The organism is Lysinibacillus sp. GJ-1 (assembly GCF_021166035.1).
GTDB lineage: Bacteria > Bacillota > Bacilli > Bacillales_A > Planococcaceae > Lysinibacillus > Lysinibacillus sphaericus.
In genome coordinates, this window is record NZ_CP088912.1 from 3,855,044 (window position 1) to 3,877,752 (window position 22,709).

General features: G+C 38.2%; 23 protein-coding genes and 1 tRNA gene. 2 read left to right on the forward strand and 22 right to left on the reverse strand.

All coding sequences use genetic code 11. The features are described from left to right. Positions 1 to 2: 2 nt before the first annotated feature. The 10 genes from gpmI to LO754_RS19135 form a co-directional block, all read right to left on the reverse strand. A complete protein-coding gene (gene gpmI / locus LO754_RS19095; RefSeq protein WP_231785046.1) occupies positions 3 to 1,544 on the reverse strand; it encodes a 2,3-bisphosphoglycerate-independent phosphoglycerate mutase in 1,542 nt (513 codons plus the stop codon). Then, the gene (gene tpiA / locus LO754_RS19100; protein ID WP_025220484.1) at positions 1,537 to 2,298 is read right to left on the reverse strand and encodes a triose-phosphate isomerase; all 762 of its coding nucleotides are present in this window, start codon (positions 2,296 to 2,298) and stop codon (positions 1,537 to 1,539) included. Before tpiA ends, gpmI begins: the two co-directional genes overlap by 8 nt. A gap of 55 nt (positions 2,299 to 2,353) precedes the next feature. After that, a complete protein-coding gene (locus tag LO754_RS19105; RefSeq protein WP_025220485.1) occupies positions 2,354 to 3,538 on the reverse strand; it encodes a phosphoglycerate kinase in 1,185 nt (394 codons plus the stop codon). A gap of 421 nt (positions 3,539 to 3,959) precedes the next feature. Continuing rightward, positions 3,960 to 4,976: a type I glyceraldehyde-3-phosphate dehydrogenase gene (gene gap / locus LO754_RS19110; protein WP_024363912.1), complete on the reverse strand. Its 1,017-nt coding sequence runs from the start codon at positions 4,974 to 4,976 to the stop codon at positions 3,960 to 3,962. Between the two features lie 37 nt (positions 4,977 to 5,013). Beyond that, complete coding sequence (locus LO754_RS19115; protein WP_231785047.1) at positions 5,014 to 6,042, reverse strand: sugar-binding transcriptional regulator; 1,029 nt, start codon at positions 6,040 to 6,042, stop codon at positions 5,014 to 5,016. Positions 6,043 to 6,289: 247 nt separating this feature from the next. Further along, positions 6,290 to 6,412 carry a hypothetical protein gene (locus tag LO754_RS23535; protein ID WP_255313811.1) on the reverse strand — a complete coding sequence of 41 codons (123 nt, stop codon included), beginning with the start codon at positions 6,410 to 6,412 and terminating at the stop codon, positions 6,290 to 6,292. Positions 6,413 to 6,780: 368 nt separating this feature from the next. Further along, a complete protein-coding gene (locus LO754_RS19120) occupies positions 6,781 to 7,008 on the reverse strand; it encodes a glutaredoxin family protein (protein WP_024363910.1) in 228 nt (75 codons plus the stop codon). A 166-nt stretch (positions 7,009 to 7,174) separates the two neighbouring features. After that, a complete protein-coding gene (locus tag LO754_RS19125) occupies positions 7,175 to 9,451 on the reverse strand; it encodes a S9 family peptidase (protein WP_229387651.1) in 2,277 nt (758 codons plus the stop codon). A gap of 240 nt (positions 9,452 to 9,691) precedes the next feature. Then, entirely contained in the window at positions 9,692 to 10,450 is a 759-nt protein-coding gene (locus LO754_RS19130) for a TPM domain-containing protein (RefSeq protein ID WP_231785048.1), read from the reverse strand. Next, on the reverse strand, positions 10,450 to 11,031 hold the full coding sequence (locus LO754_RS19135; protein WP_229387655.1) for a LemA family protein: 582 nt from the start codon (positions 11,029 to 11,031) through the stop codon (positions 10,450 to 10,452). The genes LO754_RS19130 and LO754_RS19135 overlap by 1 nt, the downstream gene beginning before the upstream one ends. Before the next feature lie 157 nt (positions 11,032 to 11,188). On the opposite strand from LO754_RS19135, the gene LO754_RS19140 reads away from it, so the two are divergent. Then, positions 11,189 to 11,803, forward strand: coding sequence for a spore coat protein (locus LO754_RS19140; protein WP_024363905.1), 615 nt, complete (start codon positions 11,189 to 11,191; stop codon positions 11,801 to 11,803). Between the two features lie 56 nt (positions 11,804 to 11,859). Here the strand turns inward: LO754_RS19140 and LO754_RS19145 are convergent, their stop codons facing one another. The 4 genes from LO754_RS19145 to LO754_RS19160 all read right to left on the reverse strand — a co-directional run bounded on the left by LO754_RS19145 (position 11,860) and on the right by LO754_RS19160 (position 14,753). Further along, on the reverse strand, positions 11,860 to 12,582 hold the full coding sequence (locus LO754_RS19145; RefSeq protein WP_108031045.1) for an amino acid ABC transporter ATP-binding protein: 723 nt from the start codon (positions 12,580 to 12,582) through the stop codon (positions 11,860 to 11,862). Then, positions 12,579 to 13,283: an amino acid ABC transporter permease gene (locus tag LO754_RS19150; RefSeq protein ID WP_024363903.1), complete on the reverse strand. Its 705-nt coding sequence runs from the start codon at positions 13,281 to 13,283 to the stop codon at positions 12,579 to 12,581. The genes LO754_RS19145 and LO754_RS19150 overlap by 4 nt, the downstream gene beginning before the upstream one ends. 94 nt (positions 13,284 to 13,377) lie before the next feature. Next, a complete protein-coding gene (locus LO754_RS19155; protein WP_024363902.1) occupies positions 13,378 to 14,172 on the reverse strand; it encodes a basic amino acid ABC transporter substrate-binding protein in 795 nt (264 codons plus the stop codon). Between the two features lie 506 nt (positions 14,173 to 14,678). Further along, positions 14,679 to 14,753: transfer RNA gene (locus LO754_RS19160), tRNA-Arg, on the reverse strand. 305 nt (positions 14,754 to 15,058) lie between these two features. Between LO754_RS19160 and clpP the strand changes: the two genes are divergently transcribed. Beyond that, positions 15,059 to 15,646, forward strand: a complete 588-nt coding sequence (clpP, locus tag LO754_RS19165) for an ATP-dependent Clp endopeptidase proteolytic subunit ClpP (RefSeq protein ID WP_024363901.1) — start codon at positions 15,059 to 15,061, stop codon at positions 15,644 to 15,646. 168 nt (positions 15,647 to 15,814) lie between these two features. On the opposite strand, the gene LO754_RS19170 is transcribed toward clpP, so the two are convergent. The 8 genes from LO754_RS19170 to LO754_RS19200 all read right to left on the reverse strand — a co-directional run bounded on the left by LO754_RS19170 (position 15,815) and on the right by LO754_RS19200 (position 22,660). Next, positions 15,815 to 16,072 carry an HPr family phosphocarrier protein gene (locus LO754_RS19170; protein WP_024363900.1) on the reverse strand — a complete coding sequence of 86 codons (258 nt, stop codon included), beginning with the start codon at positions 16,070 to 16,072 and terminating at the stop codon, positions 15,815 to 15,817. 112 nt (positions 16,073 to 16,184) lie between these two features. Further along, a complete protein-coding gene (whiA, locus tag LO754_RS19175; RefSeq protein WP_024363899.1) occupies positions 16,185 to 17,132 on the reverse strand; it encodes a DNA-binding protein WhiA in 948 nt (315 codons plus the stop codon). A gap of 90 nt (positions 17,133 to 17,222) precedes the next feature. Then, the gene (locus LO754_RS19180) at positions 17,223 to 18,194 is read right to left on the reverse strand and encodes a YvcK family protein (RefSeq protein WP_231785049.1); all 972 of its coding nucleotides are present in this window, start codon (positions 18,192 to 18,194) and stop codon (positions 17,223 to 17,225) included. Between the two features lie 4 nt (positions 18,195 to 18,198). Next, positions 18,199 to 19,086 (reverse strand): RNase adapter RapZ, encoded by an 888-nt coding sequence (gene rapZ, locus LO754_RS19185; protein ID WP_029747357.1) that lies wholly within the window; start codon positions 19,084 to 19,086, stop codon positions 18,199 to 18,201. A gap of 9 nt (positions 19,087 to 19,095) precedes the next feature. Next, positions 19,096 to 19,563, reverse strand: coding sequence for an NUDIX hydrolase (locus tag LO754_RS19190; RefSeq protein WP_231785050.1), 468 nt, complete (start codon positions 19,561 to 19,563; stop codon positions 19,096 to 19,098). Between the two features lie 531 nt (positions 19,564 to 20,094). After that, positions 20,095 to 21,039 (reverse strand): thioredoxin-disulfide reductase, encoded by a 945-nt coding sequence (trxB, locus tag LO754_RS19195; protein WP_231785051.1) that lies wholly within the window; start codon positions 21,037 to 21,039, stop codon positions 20,095 to 20,097. A 105-nt stretch (positions 21,040 to 21,144) separates the two neighbouring features. After that, positions 21,145 to 21,498: a hypothetical protein gene (locus LO754_RS23820; RefSeq protein WP_435892041.1), complete on the reverse strand. Its 354-nt coding sequence runs from the start codon at positions 21,496 to 21,498 to the stop codon at positions 21,145 to 21,147. Further along, entirely contained in the window at positions 21,482 to 22,660 is a 1,179-nt protein-coding gene (locus LO754_RS19200; protein WP_435892042.1) for a tetratricopeptide repeat protein, read from the reverse strand. Before LO754_RS19200 ends, LO754_RS23820 begins: the two co-directional genes overlap by 17 nt. Between the last annotated feature and the right edge of the window lie 49 nt (positions 22,661 to 22,709).

Sequence of the window (22,709 nt, forward strand, 5' to 3'; positions counted from 1 at the left end):
AACTAATTCTCCTCTTTTTCGATTAATGATTTCCCTGTCATTTCAATAGGTTGTGACACCTCTAATAATTCTAACATGGTTGGCGCCAAATCGGCTAAAATGCCACCATTTCTTAACATTAAATTTGGTTTTGTCACAATTACTGGAACAGGATTTGTTGTATGAGCTGTCATCGGTTCCCCTTCTAACGTAACAACCTCGTCAGAGTTACCGTGGTCAGCTGTAATAATAGCTGCACCGCCTTTTGCCAGCAGAGCATCTACTACTTTCCCAAGACATTCATCCACTGCTTCAATTGCTTTGATTGTTGGCTCTAACATGCCACTATGTCCCACCATATCGGGGTTCGCAAAGTTTAGAAGGATGCCATCAAATTTATCGGCTGCAATCTCTGCAAGCAATGCTTCTGTTACTTCATATGCACTCATTTCAGGTTTTAAATCGTATGTTGCGACCTTTGGAGAAGCAATTAAAATACGTTCTTCACCAGCGAATTTCTCCTCACGACCACCACTCATAAAGAATGTAACATGTGGATACTTTTCTGTTTCTGCAATACGAAGCTGTGTTTTCCCATTAGAGGCTAACACTTCACCAATCGTATTTTTTAAGTTGTCATTTTCATAAGCAACTTGCGCATTCACTTCATCACTATAATGAGTGAACGATACGAATTTTACATTTTGCGGGTGTTTTGCAGAGAGCGCAAACCCGTCAAATGTTGGATTTGTAAATACTTTTAATAATTGAATTGCGCGGTCAGGTCGGAAATTAAAGAAAATAACCGCGTCATTATCTGCAATTGTCGCAACGGCTTCACCATGTTCTTGCACACTAAATGGAATAACAAATTCGTCGGTTACTTCACGCTCATAGGACTCCGTCACACCGGCAATTGCGCTGTCCGCTGTTTGTCCTACACCATCCACCAGCACATTATACGTCAATGCCACTCGATCCCAACGCTTGTCGCGGTCCATTGCATAATAGCGACCATGAATCGAAGCGAATTTACCAATGCCAATCGAAGCCATTTGTTTTTCAGTTTCTTCAATATAGTTGATTGCTGTCGTTGGACCTACATCACGACCATCTAAAAATGCATGAACAAATACTTCATCTACGCCTTGTTCCTTCGCTAGCTTTAACAGCGCAAACATATGCTCATAATGGCTGTGAACACCACCATCTGATAGTAAACCCATTACATGTAGCTTCGACCCATGTGCTTTCACATGCGCTACAGCATCTAAAAATGCTTGGTTTTTAAAGAAGTCTCCTTCACGAATCGACTTGTTTAAACGTGTTAAGCTTTGATAGACGATACGACCGGCACCAATATTTAAGTGCCCTACTTCAGAGTTCCCCATTTGACCATTTGGCAACCCTACTGCTTCACCTGCCGCTGTTAATGTTGCATGTGGAAACTGATTCCAAAAACGATCAAAATTTGGTTTCTTTGCTTGCGCAACTGCATTTCCGAATGTTTCATCACGAAATGCAAAACCATCTAAAATAATTAATGCTACTGGCTTTTTAGGCATTTGCTGCCGCCTCCAATAATTTTAAATATGATTCGGCTTGTAAGCTCGCACCACCGACTAACGCACCATCGATATGCTCTTTTGATAACAATTCTTCAATATTATCAGGCTTTACGCTACCACCGTATTGAATACGAACAGCCTGTGCTGTTGCGGTATCGTATAATTTTTCAACAACTGCGCGAATAGCACCACATACTTGGTTGGCATCTTCTGCCGTTGCTGTTTTACCTGTGCCGATTGCCCAGATAGGTTCATAGGCAAGTACCATATGCTCCACATCCTGTGCCGCAAAACCGGCAAGTGCTGCTGTAATTTGACCAGCTACCTTTTGCTCTGTCGTACCAGCCTCACGTTCTTGCAATGTTTCACCACAGCAAATAATTGGGACGATATTATGCGAAAGTGCTGCAGCCACCTTTTTGTTAATAGCTTCATCTGTTTCGTTATAATACTCACGTCGTTCAGAGTGGCCTAAGATGACATAGTCCACAGCAACGCTCGCAAGTTGCGCAGGGCTAATTTCGCCAGTAAACGCCCCTTCATTTTCGTAATGCATTGTTTGTGCGCCAATTGCTAATTCAGATTCACTAGCAATTTGCACAAGCGTTGGTAGGAATAGTGCCGGTGCGCAAATAACTGCATCTACGTTGTCATTTGAAGGTAGTTTATCCTGCACAGCTTCGACAAACTGTATTGCCTCTTCAAATGTTTTATACATCTTCCAGTTACCTGCAATAATTGGTTTACGCATCGTTTATGCCTCCTATCTATTATGTTTGCTAAAAAGATTACTTTAATAAACGCTATTATTTGTCGTTTAATGCCACAATGCCAGGAAGCTCTTTGCCTTCCATTAACTCAAGTGAAGCACCGCCACCTGTCGAAATGTGATCCATCTTATCAGCTACTTCGAATTTTTCGACTGCTGCTGCAGAATCTCCGCCACCGATTACCGTGTAACCAGCAGTTGTTGCCATTGCCTCTGCTACAGTTTTCGTACCATTTGCGAATGGTTCCATTTCAAATACGCCCATTGGTCCATTCCAAATGATTAACTTAGATTTTTCAATCACCTCTGCATAATGCGCAGCTGTTTTCGGTCCAATATCAAGACCCATCCAATCAGCAGGAATAGCATCAACATCGACAATTTTTGTCTCTGCATCTTTCGAAAATTCATTTGCTACTACCGCATCAATTGGCATATGTAACTGCACGCCTTTTGCCTGTGCTTTTTCAATGAAAGATTTTGCTAGTTCAATTTTATCTTCTTCTAATAAAGATTTACCGATATCATGACCTTGCGCTTTAATGAAGGTAAATGATAGTCCCCCACCAATAATTAAATGATCGACCTTTTCAAGTAAGCTCTCAATCACACCGATTTTATCTTTCACTTTTGCGCCACCAATAATAGCTGTGAAAGGACGCTCTGGGTTTGATAATGCTTTACCTAGCACATCTAATTCCTTTTGCATAAGAAAACCTGATACAGCAGGAACATGCTTAGCAATGCCTTCTGTTGATGCATGTGCACGGTGAGCAGCACCAAATGCATCGTTCACATAAACGTCCGCAATTTTAGCAAATTGTTCCGCTAATGCAGGATCATTTTTCTCTTCACCAGCATGGAAGCGTACATTTTCAAGCAGAACGATATCGCCGTTTTGCATGTTCGCGACAGTCGCTTCTACGTTTTGACCGATGGACTCGTCTAATTTAGTAACAGGCTTGCCAATGATTTCAGCTAGGCGAATACCGACTGCTGTTAAACGCATATCTTCTTTTACTTCACCTTTAGGACGACCTAAATGAGATGCTAAAATCACCTTTGCCCCTTGTTCGACTAAATAGTCAATCGTAGGAATGGCTGCACGAATACGCGTTTCGTCTGTGATAACCCCATCTGCCATTGGTACATTAAAATCAACACGTACGAAGACGCGCTTACCTTTTACATCAATATCTTTCATTGTTTTCTTATTTAACATGAAGAAACCCCCTTCAAAGTTCGTAGTACGGACATAATAAAATGTGCTTCACCCATCTTGGCTGTTCACATTTTGAATTGGCGAATAACAGTTTTGGTAACAAGATTTTTCGAGTATGCTTGTAAAATTCCTTTGCTTATCGAATGGCAAAATGTCCAAGCAAGTGAAAGTATACCTTTACCAATTTTAATAGTAGCAAAAGTACCGTTTGATGTCTTGCATCTAACATCTCCTATATCTGTGTACGTTATAACAAGCCATGCGCTCTAAATATATTTATTAAAAAAAGGAGTAAGGGTACATCCCTTACTCCTATTACCCTTGTATATTATATCTTTTCGATATTATAAAGGCTATACTATTTTTGCGTAAAAAGCCGTATTATGTCACACTTTTTACTTCAAATTGCGAATTATGACACTTATTTATGATTTAACCCTTGTTGAGCAATGTATAATGCAAGATCCATTAAACGAGTAGAGTAACCAATTTCGTTATCGTACCAAGCAAGAACTTTCACCATACTATTTTCTAAAACCATTGTAGAAAGGCCATCCACAGTTGAAGAATGATGATTACCATTGTAATCAATTGATACTAATGGTAGTTCATTGTAGCCTAAAATACCTTTTAGCTCATTTTCTGAAGCTTCTTTTAAAGCGGCATTAATAGACTCTTTTGTAACATCTGCTTTTAGTTCTACCACTAAATCCACACATGATACATTCGGTGTTGGAACACGCATAGAAAATCCATCTAGTTTACCTTTTAATTGAGGTAATACTTTGGAAACTGCTACTGCTGCACCTGTCGTTGTTGGAATCATTGACACTGCCCCTGCACGCGCACGACGCGGATCAGAGTGCGGGAAGTCAAGGATACGTTGGTCGTTTGTATAAGAATGGATTGTTGTCATCATACCGCGTTCAATGCCAAATTTTTCATCTAAAATTTTGGCTACTGGTGCAAGACAGTTTGTTGTACAAGATGCATTTGAAATGACATCGTCTGTTTCTGGATTGTAATCCTCATGATTCACACCCATTACGAATGTCGGCATATCTCCTTTAGCTGGTGCAGATAAAATGGCTTTTTTAGCACCTGCTTCAATATGCTTCCCTACATCTTCCATTGAACGGAATCGACCTGTACATTCAAGGACAACATCTACACCAAGCTCGCCCCATGGCAACTGCGCTGGGTCTTTTTCAGCGTATACTTTAACCTTTTTTCCATTCACTACGAAAGAATCTTCATCTGCATTTACATCAGCATCATAGATACCATGTACAGAATCGTATTTTAATAAGTGTGCAAGCTGACCAGCATCTGTTAAGTCATTCACTGCAACTACTTCAAATTCATCATGCTTCATTGCTTCACGAAATACTAAACGACCAATACGTCCAAATCCATTAATTGCTAACTTTAATGCCATTGTCAATTCCTCCAATAATGTTTTCATTGATTTATTTTTACAGTAAACGTTCAGCGATTGCCTTTGCTGCAGCTTCATCTGTTATAAAAATCGTCTGCTTCGGTGCTACCTTAAAATAAGATAGCATGGCATTCACTTTTTGTTTGCCTGCTGCCACCGCAATAATATGCTTACATTTTTCAACTTGTTCAAGTTGAATACCAATCGTGCGAATACGATGCACAATTTGTCCTTCGGCATTAAAATAATAGCCGAATGCTTCACTAACAGCACCTTTTTCTTCGAGAATACGTAAATCTTCGGCAGATGTATTACGACGAATCGCCATTTCTTCAGCAGAGCCGATACCATGAATAACGCAGTCAGCGCGGTCATAGTAAGCCATTATTTCTGTTACCATAGGCTCTGTTAACATCGCTTGATAAGCCTGTTCACTTAAATGCTCTGGTAAAAATAATGTACGGTGCTGGGCATCCATTTGCATAGCGAACGTAGCAACCAGTGTATTGGCCTGCATGTGCATTTCATGACCGATACCACCACGAGCAGCAACAAATGTAATGTTTTGCTGATGATCGACTGGTTGTAAAAACTGCGCTAAGGAGGCAACTGATTTCCCTCCAGTAACAGCCACTACTTGCTCATTGGCAATAGTCGAAAGAAATTGCTGTGCCGCTTCTTTTCCGAGCAATGTTAAAACGGTTTCGTCATCGTTGTAATCACCTGGTACGACTAGCACATGTTGCAATCCTAATTGTTGTTCGAGCGCTTTGCCTAGTTGAGTAAGGCCCGACCATTCATACACTAATGCTCTTAACTGTTCAATCACTAATTCGCCATCACTCGTACATACCATACCCGACTTTTGGGAATCTAATAACCCTTGCTCACGTAAAATATCTGTTTCTTTACGGATTTCACGTTCTGTCATTTTTAGTGACTCTGCCAGCGTTCGTCTACCAATTGGTTGCATCAGCTGTACCGATTGTAGAATACGATATCTCGATTGTAGAAGCGGATTCATTTCCGGAAGTAGTCTTCGCTGTGCCTCAGGTACAGTTAACATATCTATCTACTCCCTCTCACCTATAGTGGGGTAATTTTTATCCCACTGTATTAAATAATGTCCCACTTACAATTTAATTATAATATGCTTTATAAAAAAGAGCAAGTAATTAATGGTATGTGTTGCTAGTACAACCTTTATACACAGCGACACCCATTATTAGCAAAGCAAAAATGACATGCTGTACTGTTTTGTTGGCACAAAAAATCTCGCAATCATTCATTCTGATTGCGAGATGGCTTTGTTCTTATTTAGTGAAAGACAATACTGCGTTTTTCTTGAAACCTGCTAAAGCTTTTGTAGCTTCCGTTTTGTTTGTGTATTCAAAAATACGAACGTCCTTTTGTTCAAATACTGTAATAACCCACATAGTCAAATCTCCCTTTAAGTTTATTTTTGTAATATAACAACCACGTAAAAATGTGATACTTTTTCTAATCTGTTTTATAACAACCTTTACTTGATTCTTATTCTACTCCTATTTTTTAAAAAATAAAGCTTTGTGTGAAGGTCTTCACAAACTGTTCATATTCATAACGCTTTCATTGAACAATTTGTGAATAACGTGAATATACAGGTTTAAAAATATAAAATTCGCTATTCTCTCGGCTAGAGAATAACGAATTTTTTCGCTTTATTTATAACCTTTTACCTCATTCGATATTACTTCATTTAGTGAATGATAATTTAGTTGGCTAAAATAGTTATGTTCTTCTCACGTAATGGCTCTTTGATTTGTCACAAACGTTCCATTAATGTTACATAATCTAAATTGCCATACTGTATAACTTCTCCATCCTTTTCCACTACCGGTATCATCAGCATATATTTTTCATGTATCGCTTCATCGGTTTCAATATCAATCATATCAATGGTAAAACCTAACTCTTCTTGAACAAGTTTTAATGTGCGTAATCCTTCCACACAAAGCTCGCACTGGGAACGACTAAAAAATTTCACGTCCATTTTACCAACCCCTTTTACTTTATGGTGCCAGGCACGCAAACAATTCGCAAACAATTTCGATTTACGTGTGACCTTGGCGTAAATCAACGACCGTGACCGTGTCATCTTCTTTATTTTAAATGAAAAAAGACTGTGCAAGGTAACTTTTGCACAGTCTCATCGTTTGTTATTTTTTTAAATGGCTGTCGAAGAATTTAACCATTGCATTATAGAATTCAATGCGGTTTTCTTCGTTTTGGAAGCCATGCCCTTCATTTTCTTTCAGCATGTACTCTACTTCCACACCTCTAGCACGTAATGCTTCTACGATTTGATCAGATTCTGCCTGATTAACTCGTGGATCGTTTGCACCTTGCGCAACAAATAATGGTGTTTTAATTTTATCAACATGGAAAACAGGAGAAGCTTCTGTTAATAGCTCTTTGTCTGTCTCTGGATGCCCTACACGCTCATAGAACATGTTACGCATTGTTTCCCAATATGGTGGGATTGTATCAAGCAATGTGAAGATATTTGATACACCAACATAGTCAACTGCCGCAGCATATAAATCAGGTGTCTTTGTAATACCAGCTAATGTAGCATAGCCACCGAATGATGCACCATAAATACCGATACGGTCAGGGTCCGCGATGCCTTGATCGATTGCCCATTGCACGCCATCTGTAATATCATCTTGAATTTTTAGACCCCATTGCTTATTACCAGCTTGTAAAAATTCTTTTCCGTATCCAGTTGAAGAACGGAAATTCACTTGTAGCACAGCATATCCTCGGTTTGCAAGAAGCTGTACTTCTGGGTTAAAGCCCCACATATCACGTGCCCATGGACCGCCGTGTGGATTCACGATAAGCGGTAAGTCTTTTGCTTCTTTGTTTTTTGGTAATGTTAAATAACCGTTAATTGTCAGTCCATCTCGGCTCTTATACGAAATTGGATGCATTTCAGCAAGTTCTTCTGACTTTAACCAAGGACTTAATGTTGCTAGTTCTGTTATTTCATCTGTTGTTGAGTCATAATAATAATATTTGCCGTATACAGTGTCACTTGACACGCTGACGATAAACTTAGTCATTTCTTTATTGTAGTCATTGATGCCTATTTCGCTTTCTTCAACACCTAGTTTGTTTTGAATTTTGCGGAATAGTTTCTCAAAATCTTCATCAAAGAATTGATAATGTACTTTATCAGTCATATATGCACCGTATAAAATTTTATCTTTTTCGCTATTATATAATACGCCTGCAACGTCTACTTCATCGTTCGACATAATTACTTCTTCTTTACCTTCAAGATCATATTTCACAGCTTGTACTTTATCTCGACCTTTATTAGAAGTAGCGTAAATATATTTATTATCTTTAGAGAAGGCAAGCGGATTTACTTCATCTCCTGCAGCCATTTCAATAAATGGTTTGAATTCATCTTTTTCTGTTTCTCGGTATAAAATTGTACCTTCTACACCATCAGAAACGACAGCGATACGAATATTGCCATCACGGTCCGCTACCCAATTCGATACGTTCCCAGGATTTTTTGCAACATGTTTTGTTTCGCCTGTTTTGACATTAAGCTTGTACACATCGAAAACTTTCGCATCTTCTTTGTTCATCATAATTAATATTTCATCTTTAACACCTTGTAAATTACTTAATACCCCTACAGTTACACCAGGGTAAGGTGTTAAATCTTTTTCTTCACTACCATTAAATGAAGATGAATAGATATGGAAGTTCTCATCGCCGCCTTTATCTTTTGCATAAAGCAATGTATCGTCTTTCCAGAAGAATCCTGAAATATCACGATCTTTTGAACTTGATACACGAACAGGTTCACTATCGTCATTCATTTTCTTCACAAATACATTTGAACGAGATTCCCATGCTGAAGCAAATGTAATGTAATTACCATCTGGTGACAATTGGTAACCGAAGTTTCCTGGATTTTTCATAAAATCCTCTACAGAAATTTCTTTTACCCCTTCGTTATTCGTTCCGTTTTTTATAGACTTAAACGTTGTAAATATTTTAGTAGCATCTTGTTTTGAGATGGTTTCACTATTTTCAGAAATACCTTTAAATAAGCCTAGCTTATTCGCTTTTTCTAAATAGTCTGCTAATGATGCTTCTTTTTCCTCTTTATCAAGAGCTCTTACTAAAATTCGAGCAACTTCATCACGTTTAATGGCAGTACTTAAATTTTGTAATTCTCCCTCTTTAACCCACTTATCCATGATTTCTTGACGCATTGCTTGTGACCCATGTTGGAAAGTTAAAGAAGTCACAGCCAATTCAAGAAATTCTTTTGCTGTTAGGCGCTCCTCTTGTGCAACAATTACATTGCTCGTTTCATTTGCAGCTCGTACTTCCTGAATGGAAACAGGATAGACAACAGAAGCTGTTAAAATGACCGCTAAAGATGCTGACAAAAATCTTTTTTTCAAAATGATTCCTCCTTATATCAGTGTGCGTTATATCGTTAGTCGATACAAAGAAATTATAACAAATCTAGTTTTTTTGTCAATAAATGATAAAACTTATTTAATTATCCTCTTTATCCAAAATAAAAAGACTCTTCGTATGAAGAAGAGTCTTTTAGCTAGTAAATTATTTTATTACGAAAACGTGTCAATCCACTGCGGTTCTAGTGACAAAATTGTTTGGGTGCCTGTCACCATTTTCGGTCACCATTTTCGGCTAGCGCCACCTCCAGCAGATGAGCCTCCGCCAAAGCCTCCAAATCCTCCGCTACCGGAGCCGCCTCTGCCAAAACCTCCACCAAAACCACCTGGATAACCTCCTCTTCCCCGTCCTCTTGAACGTGGTCCGCCTCCTCCATTGGAGAAGATAATGACGACGAGTACGAGGATTACGAGTAGTACAAACATCCAAGTGGGCATCGATTCATCCTCTACTGATTGAGTTGGCATTTGACCTTCCAAATGATATTCTTGCGCTACAGTTTGATACAATGCTGTATACGTCGCTTGAAATGCTTGGTCAATTTCACCATTACTTGCAGAAGGATAAAAAGCAGAATCCAATATCCTTCCTAATTTCCCATCTGGTAACGCGCCCTCAAGCCCTTGGCCCACCGCGATCACCACATCATTTTTTCCTTGCCCTTGCCCAAATGTAGCCAGTAGCAAAACGCCGTTGTTTTTCTGCGCATCACCAATGCCCCAAGCACGAATCAATTGGGTAGCATACATTTTAGCTTCTTGCCCATGAATACTATCCACCGTTACAATCATAATTTCAGCACCAGTGCCTTTATCTAACTGCTCTGAATAAGAATTGAGTTCTTCCTTTACAGACGTTGATAGTACATTAGCGAAATCATGAATGTACGTATTTTTCATCGGTGTTGGGAACTGGGCATATGCATTGTCGACTGTTACAAAAAACATGAAACAAGCAAGTATTACGGTGAAACGCTTCATTATTGTTTACCTGAATCACTAAAATCTACTGCCGGTGCTTTTTCAGCCCCAGCTGCTGCCTTAAAGTATTCCTTTTGCTCGAAGCCAAACATACCTGCTACTACATTACCTGGAAAGCGTTTTACTATTTTATTAAAGCCTTGTACTTCATTATTGTAATCTTCTCGTGCTACTGCTAAACGATTTTCCGTGCCTGCAAGCTCATCCATTAATTGGCGGAAATTCGCATCTGCTTTTAAATTCGGATAATTTTCTACCACTACAAGCAATCGACCAAGCGCACCATTTAACGCATCATTGGCAATCGCTTGTTGCTCTGGTGTTTGTGCATTACCTAACTGTGCACGTGCCTCTGTTATGCTGGCAATGACTTCTTGCTCATGTTTTGCATATCCTTTGACCGATTCCACTAAATTCGGAATTAGATCGTAGCGGCGTTGTAGCTGATTTTCGACTTGAGCCCATTTCGAATCCACATTTTCCTCTGCCGTCACAAGGCTATTATATTTTGGAATAAATAATAAAGCGAATACACCTAAAATAATGATAATGATTGCGACAGGTCCAAAAATTTTTTTCAATTTTACAGCCTCCTTACTTTCTTTTCTTATACCTCTAATGTGTTGCAAAAAAACATCGCTATGCTAAATATATGCAAACAGTTTTATGTCGTATGAAATATGGCGAACAAGACATACTAATTACTGCAACAAACTATACATTCAGGAGGCGTTTTTTTTGTCACAATCTTTTTATAATGAATCAAATGATGTAACATCATCTAATCAACAACAAAGCCTAAACCACGGTGGACATGAAGTAATGGACATGCATGAAGCAATTGGCGAAATTATTGCATGTCTGAATCAATCCATGCTTTTACGTCCGCAAGTAAAAGATCCAGAATTACTTAGCATTTTGGACAATCAATATAATTTCACACTCGGTATGTACAATACGATTGTGGAGTCATTTAAAACAGGACATGATCCATCTGTGCCAACAGGTCGTTATGAAATGCAAACAGGAAACAACTTCCAATATGGCATTACGCCTTCACAGCCGAAAAAGCCAATGCAAAATGTGAGTGAGATTAATGATGAAATCATTTCTGGCTTCTTGCTTGGTGCACATAAAGGGTCTGCTAAATGTTTAACGGCAGCAGCGACAGAAACAACAAATCCAGTTGTGCGTCGTGTTGTTGCTGATAGTATTCCCAACTGTATCGAAATGGCATACGAACTTTCTATTTACCAAAATAAGCATGGCTATTATCAAGTGCCGCAATACTCACAACAAGATATGCGTGCATTGCTTGATTCGTACGGCACTACTACAAATCCCCTCCATTAATAACAAAAAACCATTCATTGCGAAATGCGATGAATGGTTTTTCCTATTATTAAAAATTAAAGAACTTTCCCTAAAAAAGCCTTTGTTCGCTCATTTTGTGGATTACCAAAAATCTCTTCTGGCGTACCTTCCTCTACTATAAAACCACCATCCATGAACACAACACGGTCGCCCACTTCTCGTGCAAAGCCCATTTCATGTGTGACTACAATCATTGTCATCCCTTCAGAAGCTAGATTTTTCATAACATCTAATACTTCTTTCACCATTTCTGGGTCAAGTGCAGAAGTTGGTTCATCAAATAATATAGCCTTTGGTTTCATCGCTAACGCTCTAGCAATCGCTACTCGTTGTTGTTGTCCACCTGAAAGCTGCTCAGGATAGCTATAAGCTTTGCTATCAAGACCGACCTTTTTCAAAAGCTCATGACCTAGTTGCTCTGCATCTGAACGGCTCATTTTGCGAATTTGCATCGGCGCCATCGTGACATTATCAATGACATTCATATGAGGGAACAAATTAAACTGTTGGAATACCATCCCGACTTCTGCTCGAATGGCATTAATATTTGTTTTTGGTGCATTTATCTTGATATCTTCTATATAAATGGCACCGTCCGTTACTTCTTCCAGCATATTGATGCAACGTAAAAAAGTACTTTTCCCTGACCCTGAAGGACCAATGACACAAACGACTTGCTTCTCTTGTATTTCGTAATCAATGCCCTTCAATACTTCGAGCTTCCCAAAGTATTTGTGTAGGTTTTCAATTTTAATCATCTTGCTTCTCTCCCTTCTGCTTTACGAGGGACATAACTATTGCTAAATCGCTTCTCTATAAATGCGACTACCTTTGTTACAACATATGTTAAAACCAAGTATAGTAGGGCAGCGACAATATACGGTTCCCAGAAACGGAAACTCGCACCCGCTACTACTTTACTTGCATATAAAATATCTGGTGCTGCAATAACCGTTACTAGAGAAGAATCTTTTAGTAACGCAATAAATTCGTTACCAAGTGGTGGAATCATACGTCTAAAGGCTTGTGGTAAAATTACTTTTTTCATCGCTTGATTGTGTGTTAAGCCAAGTGAACGTGCTGCTTCCATTTGCCCTTTATCAATGCTCTGAATACCCGCACGAAAAATTTCTGCATTATAAGCAGCACAGTTTAATACAAGTGCTGTAATACCAGAAACCATATAACCTAATGAATGACCAAAAATTGTTGGAATAACCGCTAAATGAATTAGTAAAATTTGCACAAGCATTGGTGTTCCACGGAATAAATCCACATATAGTTTAGATGGCCAGTAAATTAACTTATTTTGCGATAGTTTTCCTAAACCTAATAGTAAGCCTAAAATAATACCACCAAAATAACCGCTGAGTGTTAAAATGATTGTTATACCTATACCACGTATAAACATATCACGGTAGTTCCAAACTATGTCCCATTGTAAATCAAAGATGTCCATCAGAACCCCTACTTTCCCATTCAAATTCTCTACTATTAAATCCCCTAGTAAATCAAATGAGCCGCTAGCATGATTCGGCTAACGGCATCGTTTATTACTTAAAGTCCTGACCAGTAATTTCTGCTAATTTACCATTGTCTTTAATTTTTTGTAGACCTTCATTTAATAGTTTTAATAACTCCGTATTGCCTTTTTTCACCATAAAGCCATAGTATTCTTTTTCAAATGCATCATCTTCAATTACTTTAAGTTTTGCATTTGGATTTGCCTTGATATATTCGTAAATAACTGCATTGTCACCAATTGTTGCATCTACGTTACCGTTTAACATTTCTTGAATAGCAACTGGTTGGTTTTCAAATGCCATGATGTTTGTACTTGCATCGCCTTGTAATTTTTTTGCTGCCATATGACCCGTTGCATTAATTTGTACTGAAATCTTTTTATCTTTTAAATCAGCTAATGACTTAATATCAGAATCTTCTTTTACAACGATTAATAATTGAGATTCATAATATGGTTCTGTAAAATCAAATGATGCTTTACGTTCTTCATTGATCGTAATACCAGATGCACCGATATGTGTTTCACCATTTTTAATTGTTTGGAATACTGGCTCCCAGCCAATGTTTTCCCATTCTACTTTAAAGCCCATTTCATCAGCAATCGCTTGCAAAATATCGACATCTAATCCTACAATATTGCCTTTATCGTCAATTGACTCGAACGGTGCAAATGTAGCCTCTGTTCCTACCTTATACACCTTGTCCTTCGCGCCACCATCAGCCGGTGCATCACCAGTAGATGTGTCTTCTTTAGCACCGCAGCCCGCTAGCACAAGCGTAAATGCCGCCACGATCATCAATAACGTCCAAAAACGTTTTTTCATAGTTTTTCCCCCTAAACATTTAATCATTTTCCGACCACTTCATTTTTCTCAATTCGGAAATGTTAGACTATTAGGTCAATTATAGTGTCAATAGAGTTGATATACAATACGATTTCGTATAAAAGTGATTATTTTTTCATAAAAATGAATTTTACTAAGCATAATGAAGAAAAATTATGTAATAAAAACAAGATACTTGTCACAAAATGTATACTTATGCAATTTTAAGATCGTTTTTATACAGATTTTAGATATTTTTGAGCACAAAAAAAGAATCCCCTCAGATAGGATTCTTCTTTTGGGCTAGCATGCTAGCCTCACGTTCGGTATGTTCACTAAAAAAAATTTTTGGAGTTGTTGCTTTTTGAAGGTTTAGAAAGGAATAAATCTGGGAATAATGCCTACGGGACAATATTCCCCCCTATTCCTCTCTTTCTCCCCTAAGCAGGCTGCTAAACTACTTATAGGAGAACGAGCTATAAAAGTATATCAAATAATCAGTAAAATGGCGCCCTCGGAGGGAATCGAACCCCCAGTGCAAGAACCGGAATCTTACGTGTTATCCATTACACCACGAGGGCAATTGAACATAAAAAAAGTACTCACTCTAAGGCTTTACGGTAAAGCATCATGTAGATAATCCTCATTTCAGAAGCATACCTGCAAAATAGTGTACTGTACTTTAACTTACGACCTTTCCATTATACAAACGTCTTGCCCATTTTTCAACTATAAATTTTTATTTTTGTTATATATTTTATTTCTTAATATCAGCGTTAATATTTGACCTTCCCTGACTATAATGTGTATGATAAGGTTACAACTGAAATATAATGGATGATTTCAGTAAAAGTATTCGAATTTAGTTTTTTAAGGAGGATTTAACATGAATTTAATTCCTACAGTTATTGAACAAACAAGTCGTGGTGAACGTGCTTATGACATTTATTCACGACTACTAAAAGACCGTATTATCCTATTAGGTAGTGCGATTGATGACAACGTTGCAAACTCAATCGTTGCACAGCTTCTATTCTTAGAAGCAGAAGATCCAGATAAAGATATTTCTCTTTACATTAACTCACCAGGTGGTTCGATTACAGCTGGTATGGCAATCTACGATACAATGCAATTCATCAAGCCAAAAGTACAAACAATTTGTATTGGTATGGCTGCATCTATGGGTGCTTTCCTACTTGCTGCTGGTGAACCTGGTAAACGTTATGCATTACCGAATGCAGAAGTAATGATTCACCAACCACTTGGTGGTGCACAAGGTCAAGCGACTGAAATTGAAATTGCGGCAAAACGCATTTTATTCCTTCGTGAAAAATTAAATGGTATTTTATCTGAACGTACAGGTCAGCCATTAGAAGTCATCTCAAGAGATACAGACCGTGATAACTTCATGACAGCTGAACGTGCGAAAGAATACGGCTTAATCGACCATATTTTTGTACGTAACGAACGCTAATTAGAAAAACCGCTAAGCTCAAATGGCTTAGCGGTTTTTTTAATGGGTGCTAGGCTCTCACGTAAGACATAAAACATCCGCTCACTAGCGCGAGTCGCAACTTTCATATGTGTCCGCCCAACGGCCATATCAAAAACCTCTAAGCTCTTGTGACTTAGAGGTTTTTGATTAGTCTTCCTTTTCAATAAGCGCAGCTAAGGATGAAACCGCTTGCTCTGCATCGCTACCTTCACTGCTTAAAACAACCTTCGTGCCTTTTGCAATGGCTAAGCTCATTACACCCATAATGGATTTGGCATTTACTTTTTTATCGTCTTTCTCAAGAAAAATATCAGCGCTGAAACGATTTGCTTCCTGTACAAACAACGCTGCTTGTCTAGCTTGAAGTCCTAATTTTAATTTTACCTGGACTGTTTTTTCAGTCATTCGCAATACTCCCCTTCACTACCGTTCATCTATTAGTATTATATTACCTCACTTAACAGCAGAAGAACAATAAGCGATTGTGCTTGCTTTCATATCGAATACGCATGAAAACTTAACCGCCTATCTTTTCACCTCTTCTTAATGCATCTGCTATTTCGTCTATTTTACGCAATCGATGATTGACTCCTGATTTACTAACCGTTCCACTTGATACCATTTCACCAAGTTCTTTTAACGTCACATCTTGATATTCCACACGTAGGCGTGCAATTTCGCGCAGTTTTTCAGGCAACTGATCCAAGCCAATGGAATTTTCGATAAATCGAATATTTTCTACCTGACGCAGTGCAGCACCTATTGTTTTATTCAAGTTTGCTGTCTCACAGTTCACAATACGATTCACACTATTGCGCATATCGCGTAATATACGAACATCTTCAAATTTCATCATGGCTTGATGGGCTCCGACAATATTTAAAAAGTCGGAAATCTTTTCCGCTTCCTTTAAGTATGTCACAAAGCCCTTCTTGCGTTCAATGGTTTTTGCATTCAATTCAAATTCGTTCATTAAATCCATTAATGCCTCACCATGCTCTTTATACAAAGAATAAATTTCTAAATGATAGGCAGACGTTTCTGGATTATTTACCGAGCCACCTGCTAAAAACGCTCCACGTAAGTAGGCTCTTTTATGACCACTCTTTTTAATCAGCTCTTTAGAAATCGTATGATTAAATTGAAAATCATCTGAAATAATAGCTAAATTAATGAGCAATTCCCGTGCACCTTCACGTACACGACATATATACACATTATTTTTTTTCAATCGCATTTTCTTACGTACAAGTAGCTCCACATTATATGGATACAACTTCTTCATTATCGTATAAAGCCTTCGTGCGATTGCAGCATTTTCGGTTTGCACGTCTAAGCTAAGTTGTTTGTTAGCAAAAGATAACGAACCATTCATACGAATTAACGCGGATACTTCCGCTTTCATACAGTAGTCGTCCGCTTCTACCTGTGTAAGCTCTTTTTTTGTTTCTGAAGCAAATGACATAGCACGCCCCCCTTTCGACCTTTATTTCTATGTATATGTTCATCTTACCATATACAACAAGCATTCTTTAGGACTCTATTGTAGGCTTCCTTACTTTTTGGGTAAGATTTTTGCATAATCCACAAGCCATTTTGCAACATTTGCCGCATTATGGCGAACTGTCCCATCAGGTCGAATGGTTGCAATATCTCGTTTAATAACTTCTAATCCCATACTTTCAAGCTTTCCTACATCAAATGTTACAGGCTCTGCACATTCTTCTTTATATAGTTCTTTTACAGGATGTGGCAGTTGCTCATCATTGACTAAAATAGAATCGATAAAAGAATTACCAACATGCTTGTGTATCGCTTGCACATGGTCACCTGCTGTATAGGAAATTGTCTCACCTTTTTGAGTCATTAAATTACATACATAAATTTTGCGACCCCTTGCTTTTACAAAGGCCTCCCCAATTGCTTTCACAAGCAAATTCGGAATAATACTTGTATATAAGCTTCCAGGTCCTATTAAAATATAGTCTGCCCGATTAATTGCCCGTATTGCTTCTGGTAGCGGTTGCACATTTTCAGGCACTAAAAAAACGCGGTTAATGCGTTTTGATGCTGTCGGGATTTTAGACTCACCTTCAATTATTACGCCATCTTCTAACTCGGCATGTAAAGTAATCTTTTTATTAGCAGCTGGAATCACTCGCCCATGTACTTTTAGCACTTTTCCCATCTCACTAATAGCATGGCTAAAATCCCCAGTTATATCTGTTAAAGCCGTTAACATTAAATTACCTAAAGAATGACCGTTCAAATCATCTGATACAGAAAAACGATATTGAAACATTTGCTCAACAAGTGGCTCCACGTCTGATAATGCAGCGATGACATTGCGGACATCCCCTGGTGGGGGAATATCATAGTCATCACGTAGACGTCCTGAGGAACCACCATCATCCGCAACTGTTACGATTGCAGTGATATCAAACGGGTGATGCTTTAAACCACGCAGTAACGTGGAAAGGCCAGTACCACCACCTATTACAACTAGCCTTGTATGCTTTTTCCCCATTCACTCAATCCTTTCTTCGATTGATGTCACGGTGCGATATCACAGCATTTTCATTTTTGGCTAAGCAAGCACCAAAATATTCTGCCAACGTCACCGAACGATGCTGTCCTCCTGTACAACCAAAAGCAATGACAAGTTGTGATTTCCCCTCTTGTTTATAAAGCGGTACCATAAATTCAAACAAATCCGTTAGTTTTTGAATTAGGATTTGTGTATCCTCTAACGCTAATACATAAGAAGAAACTTCTGTTTGCAAACCTGTTTTATGGCGCAATTCCTCCACATAATATGGATTTTTTAAAAAGCGCACATCAAATACTAAATCTGCATCTATTGGCATACCATGTTTAAATCCAAAGGACATAATATTAATTGAAAAAGTATGATCTGCATCGCTTGCAAATTCATTGACAATTTTCTCGCGTAACTCTTTTGGTTTCATGTTGGAGGTATTATAAACAAATTTAGCGCGGCCCTTCACTTCAGATAGAAGTATACGTTCTTGTTTAATACCATCTAAAGGTAAACCGGTTACAGCTAATGGGTGTGCACGTCTTGTTTCCTTATATCGTCTTACAAGCGTCTGATCATCAGCATCTAAAAATAAAATCCGCGCAACAATATCGCCTTCTTTTAATATATGGTCAAGCGCACCAATGAGCGAATCGAAAAAGTCACCGCCACGCATATCCATGACCGCGGCAATACGTGTAATATTTTTACCTGAATCTCTAAGTAAAGTTAAAAAAGTTGTGAGTAACGCTGGTGGTAAATTATCAATACAGTAATACCCTAAATCCTCAAAGCTTTGAATAGCTACCGTTTTTCCAGCTCCAGACATTCCTGTAATAATGACCAATTCATGTTGTTGACTTTCAACCACCACTGTCATGCAGCTCCTTTATTGTTCTATTGATATTTGTATTTTTTCATGAAGTAATTCAAAATCCTTCGTGTATTCGAATGTACCGTACTGAATGCCTGATTGTGATACAGCAAATTGTAAATTTGTTCGGTCACCTTCAGCCATTGGCAAATGTTTCAAATCCTCAATTGGGTGCCATGCAAGCTTACCTTCTCTTGTTTCTTCGAATGGTACACCTTCTATATCCTTCGCTACAAAAGTATACAACATCCATTCATCTACCTTAACGTTATCTTCTTTAATAACCATCGTATAGACACCTTTTAAATGCGCTTTCAATGGGATTACATTTGTTTCTTCCTGAAACTCACGTAAAGCAGACTCATAAATAGACTCACCGCTCTCCATTTTCCCGCCTGGTGCTACATACCAGCCACGTCTCGGCTTTTGAAGTAATAATACTTGGCCGTCTTTTACGGCGATTAAGTTTGCAATTCTTTGCATAGGCACACCTCTAATCTCTTTTGCATTCTATTTTTTATTATAGCAAGACCTATCAGAGTTTGTCCTCATTTCACAACTATGGAATCTTGCGCAAAAAAATGATTAAATCAACTTATCCCAAAGGTTTCAAATGCATGCAGAAAAGGTCAACGCATCTTTCAATAACCATTATTTTACACTATTCCCTCTACATATAGTATACAGTTTTCTACTGTAAGACATGACATATCCAAAATAATTAGCATTAGGCTTACTATTACGTAAAATAAGCTACTTGCAACGCTTTAAAAATTCAGAATTGTTTGAGTGACTGGCACTAAAAATAGGTTGCTCCCACCTAATTTAGGCGGAAACAACCTACTAAAAAAATAAAAGGGGGATTGCTAATTACAGTCTTTATATTACACCTTTTATATGTCATTCAAGTTACAGCAATATTAAAACCGTATTAAAAATTTGTATTTTTTCCGGTAATAACTAAATTGCAATGCACTTCTAAGATTTTTGAGACCATCACTGGTATAACGCTTTTTATGCGTTAATTTTTTCTAGTAATTCTTCAACATAATGTTGTGCTGCTTGCGCCGCAATACTGCCATCGCCAGTCGCAGTAACGATTTGACGAAGCGTTTTTTCACGCACATCCCCAGCAGCAAAAATACCTGGTACATTTGTTTCCATATTGTCGTTAGTCACAATATAACCAGCTTCATTTAAAATGCCTAGTGATTCAAAAGGTTTTGTTAATGGCAACATCCCAATGTAAATAAATACGCCATCAGCCGCAAATTCAGATTCTGTGCCATCGACAGTTGATTGCAATGTAACGCTGCCTACTTTACCATCAGCTTCGTTAATTTCTTTCACTGTTGCATTCCAAATGAAATCAATTTTGTCGTTTGCAAATGCACGATCTTGTAGAATTTTTTGTGCACGTAATTTATCACGACGGTGAACAATTGTTACTTTATCAGCAAAACGCGTTAAATACACACCTTCTTCAACAGCAGAATCTCCGCCACCTACGACAACGAGATTTTTTTGTTTAAAGAATGCACCATCACATACAGCACAATAGCTGACACCACGTCCACCAAGCTCTTTTTCACCAGGTACACCCATTTTTTTATACTCTGCACCAGTAGAAAGTATAATTGAGCGTGTTTTATATTCCTTAGTACCTGATTTTATCGTTTTATATTCTTCACCATCAATGATTTCTGAGACATCACCGTAAGCATATTCAGCACCAAATTTTTTCGCATGCTCGAACATTTTAGTAGATAGCTCAGGCCCTAAAATAGTATCAAATCCTGGATAGTTTTCTACTTCTTCCGTATTCGCCATTTGTCCACCAGGGATACCACGTTCAATCATTAATGTTGAAAGATTTGCACGTGATGTATAAACAGCCGCAGTCATTCCGGCAGGACCTGCACCAATAATTACAACATCATAAATTTTTTCTTCTGACATACTTACTTCCTCCTAAACTCGTAATACTTTTTTATAATAACGTTCAGTATGTTCATCGTATGTGAAAGCATGAAGTTATTCAACTAAGTTGCTCACAACTTCAATTTAACTCGTTGGTAAGTACATTAATATTTCATCTATATATTTCGATAATGTTGCTACAGATATGCCATATTGCTCTGCGATTTCTTTTTTCGTCACCTTCAACATGCGAGATGAGCGGAATAAAAAGTCATTTGCACCTGCAATAGCAGCCGGATTTGTAAAGCGATAATTTTGACTAAGTGCTTGTTCACAAAGCACGAACCACATTTGGAACATTGGTGCGACGATTGTCGTCAACTTTCCATAGTGCTCCAACAAAATCTCGGGTACACGTACGGCTCTTAAAAAACTTGCCTCTACTTTGTTTTTCTCATCAAACTGATGGTAAGTGCATAAGCTAAAAAAGCTTTTCAAAAGCACCAAATTGCTCTACATCTATCCATTTAGGATGCGCAATGATTTCCTGCTTATGCGCTGTTCCTCGTAATAAAAATAAGCCAAATAAACGATCACTTATATACTCACTTTCAAGCTTCGCTACAATGAAGTCACGATCATGCTCTAATGCGTCAAGCTCATATGTATTTTCCTGCTGACGCCAAGGTTCAAAACCTTCTTTATCTGGATCTAACTCAAGCAACTGCTCCCAAGCATTTTTGGCAATATCATCGTAACCAGAAAAATAGGCCGCATGAGATAACCAAAAGTAAAACCCTGGATCTCCTAAATAACCACGCTTCTGCATGCTTCGTAGCCATTTAAATGCAGTTTCATATTGACCAATCAGTGCAAGCGTTGCGCCCAATTTGTAACGATGATCCCAAGCATAAGGTTGAATTTTCACCAATACTTCTAAAAGAGCATTTAATTCCTCATCATTTTTCTCATAGTAGGCAATAACCGTTAGATTACACAATGCATGGAGATTCCCTTTATTCTCACGCAAAACCGTGTTCAAAATCGCTTTAGCCTGTTCCGCTTCACCTACATAAAAATAAGCTAAAGCTAAATTATTGTATGCTGACCAAAATTCCGGTCTATCTTCTACTAATTGTTCTAAAATATTGATTGCTTCTGGAAAGTCACCCTTTTCCATGCAACGACGTGCTTGCTCCTGCCGATATAAATCCTCGCCACTGCCTTCCAGCTCTTCATATTCATTGTGCTCAAAAGCAACAAAGTCTAATATTTCTGCCGCTTCATCCGCATATGCACCCTCAGGTTCCATTTCTAAGTATTGCTCTGCAAAGCGTTTGGCATCTTGAATAATGCCGACACATCCTGATACCTCAGCCATATAAAAAATAATTTCTGGCTCATTTGGGTCTAATTGATAGGCACGACGAAGCAGATCATAGGCTTCCTCAAAACCTTGACCTTCTAACTCTACAATCGCTAATTGCAATAAAATCATAGGATCATCTGGACTTAAATCTACAGCACGTTGTAAGTATTTATAGGCTTTATCCATTTGACCACTATTCATCGCTTGAATTGATTTTTTATAATAATAGTCGCCTGTTGGAATGAACGATACGACATTCGTTTGCTTCTCTTTTTGACGTTTCTTTTCCAAAATATTTCCTCCGAAACAAGAAATAAGGAACGCATTATACGTTCCTTTT

Coding starts and splice junctions, on each gene's coding strand:
- whiA (WP_024363899.1), bottom strand. CDS start 17,132: ATGTCATTTGCTTCAGAAACAAAAAAAGAGCTTACACAGGTAGAAGCG.
- LO754_RS19120 (WP_024363910.1), bottom strand. CDS start 7,008: ATGGACGTGAAATTTTTTAGTCGTTCCCAGTGCGAGCTTTGTGTGGAA.
- tpiA (WP_025220484.1), bottom strand. CDS start 2,298: ATGCGTAAACCAATTATTGCAGGTAACTGGAAGATGTATAAAACATTT.
- LO754_RS19155 (WP_024363902.1), bottom strand. CDS start 14,172: ATGAAAAAACGTTTTTGGACGTTATTGATGATCGTGGCGGCATTTACG.
- LO754_RS19180 (WP_231785049.1), bottom strand. CDS start 18,194: ATGGGGAAAAAGCATACAAGGCTAGTTGTAATAGGTGGTGGTACTGGC.
- LO754_RS19105 (WP_025220485.1), bottom strand. CDS start 3,538: ATGTTAAATAAGAAAACAATGAAAGATATTGATGTAAAAGGTAAGCGC.
- LO754_RS19115 (WP_231785047.1), bottom strand. CDS start 6,042: ATGTTAACTGTACCTGAGGCACAGCGAAGACTACTTCCGGAAATGAAT.
- LO754_RS19130 (WP_231785048.1), bottom strand. CDS start 10,450: ATGAAGCGTTTCACCGTAATACTTGCTTGTTTCATGTTTTTTGTAACA.
- trxB (WP_231785051.1), bottom strand. CDS start 21,039: ATGTCAGAAGAAAAAATTTATGATGTTGTAATTATTGGTGCAGGTCCT.
- LO754_RS19190 (WP_231785050.1), bottom strand. CDS start 19,563: ATGCAAAGAATTGCAAACTTAATCGCCGTAAAAGACGGCCAAGTATTA.
- LO754_RS19170 (WP_024363900.1), bottom strand. CDS start 16,072: ATGACTGAAAAAACAGTCCAGGTAAAATTAAAATTAGGACTTCAAGCT.
- LO754_RS19150 (WP_024363903.1), bottom strand. CDS start 13,283: ATGGACATCTTTGATTTACAATGGGACATAGTTTGGAACTACCGTGAT.
- clpP (WP_024363901.1), top strand. CDS start 15,059: ATGAATTTAATTCCTACAGTTATTGAACAAACAAGTCGTGGTGAACGT.
- rapZ (WP_029747357.1), bottom strand. CDS start 19,086: ATGACAGTGGTGGTTGAAAGTCAACAACATGAATTGGTCATTATTACA.
- LO754_RS23535 (WP_255313811.1), bottom strand. CDS start 6,412: ATGTGGGTTATTACAGTATTTGAACAAAAGGACGTTCGTATTTTTGAA.
- LO754_RS19145 (WP_108031045.1), bottom strand. CDS start 12,582: ATGATTAAAATTGAAAACCTACACAAATACTTTGGGAAGCTCGAAGTA.
- gpmI (WP_231785046.1), bottom strand. CDS start 1,544: ATGCCTAAAAAGCCAGTAGCATTAATTATTTTAGATGGTTTTGCATTT.
- gap (WP_024363912.1), bottom strand. CDS start 4,976: ATGGCATTAAAGTTAGCAATTAATGGATTTGGACGTATTGGTCGTTTA.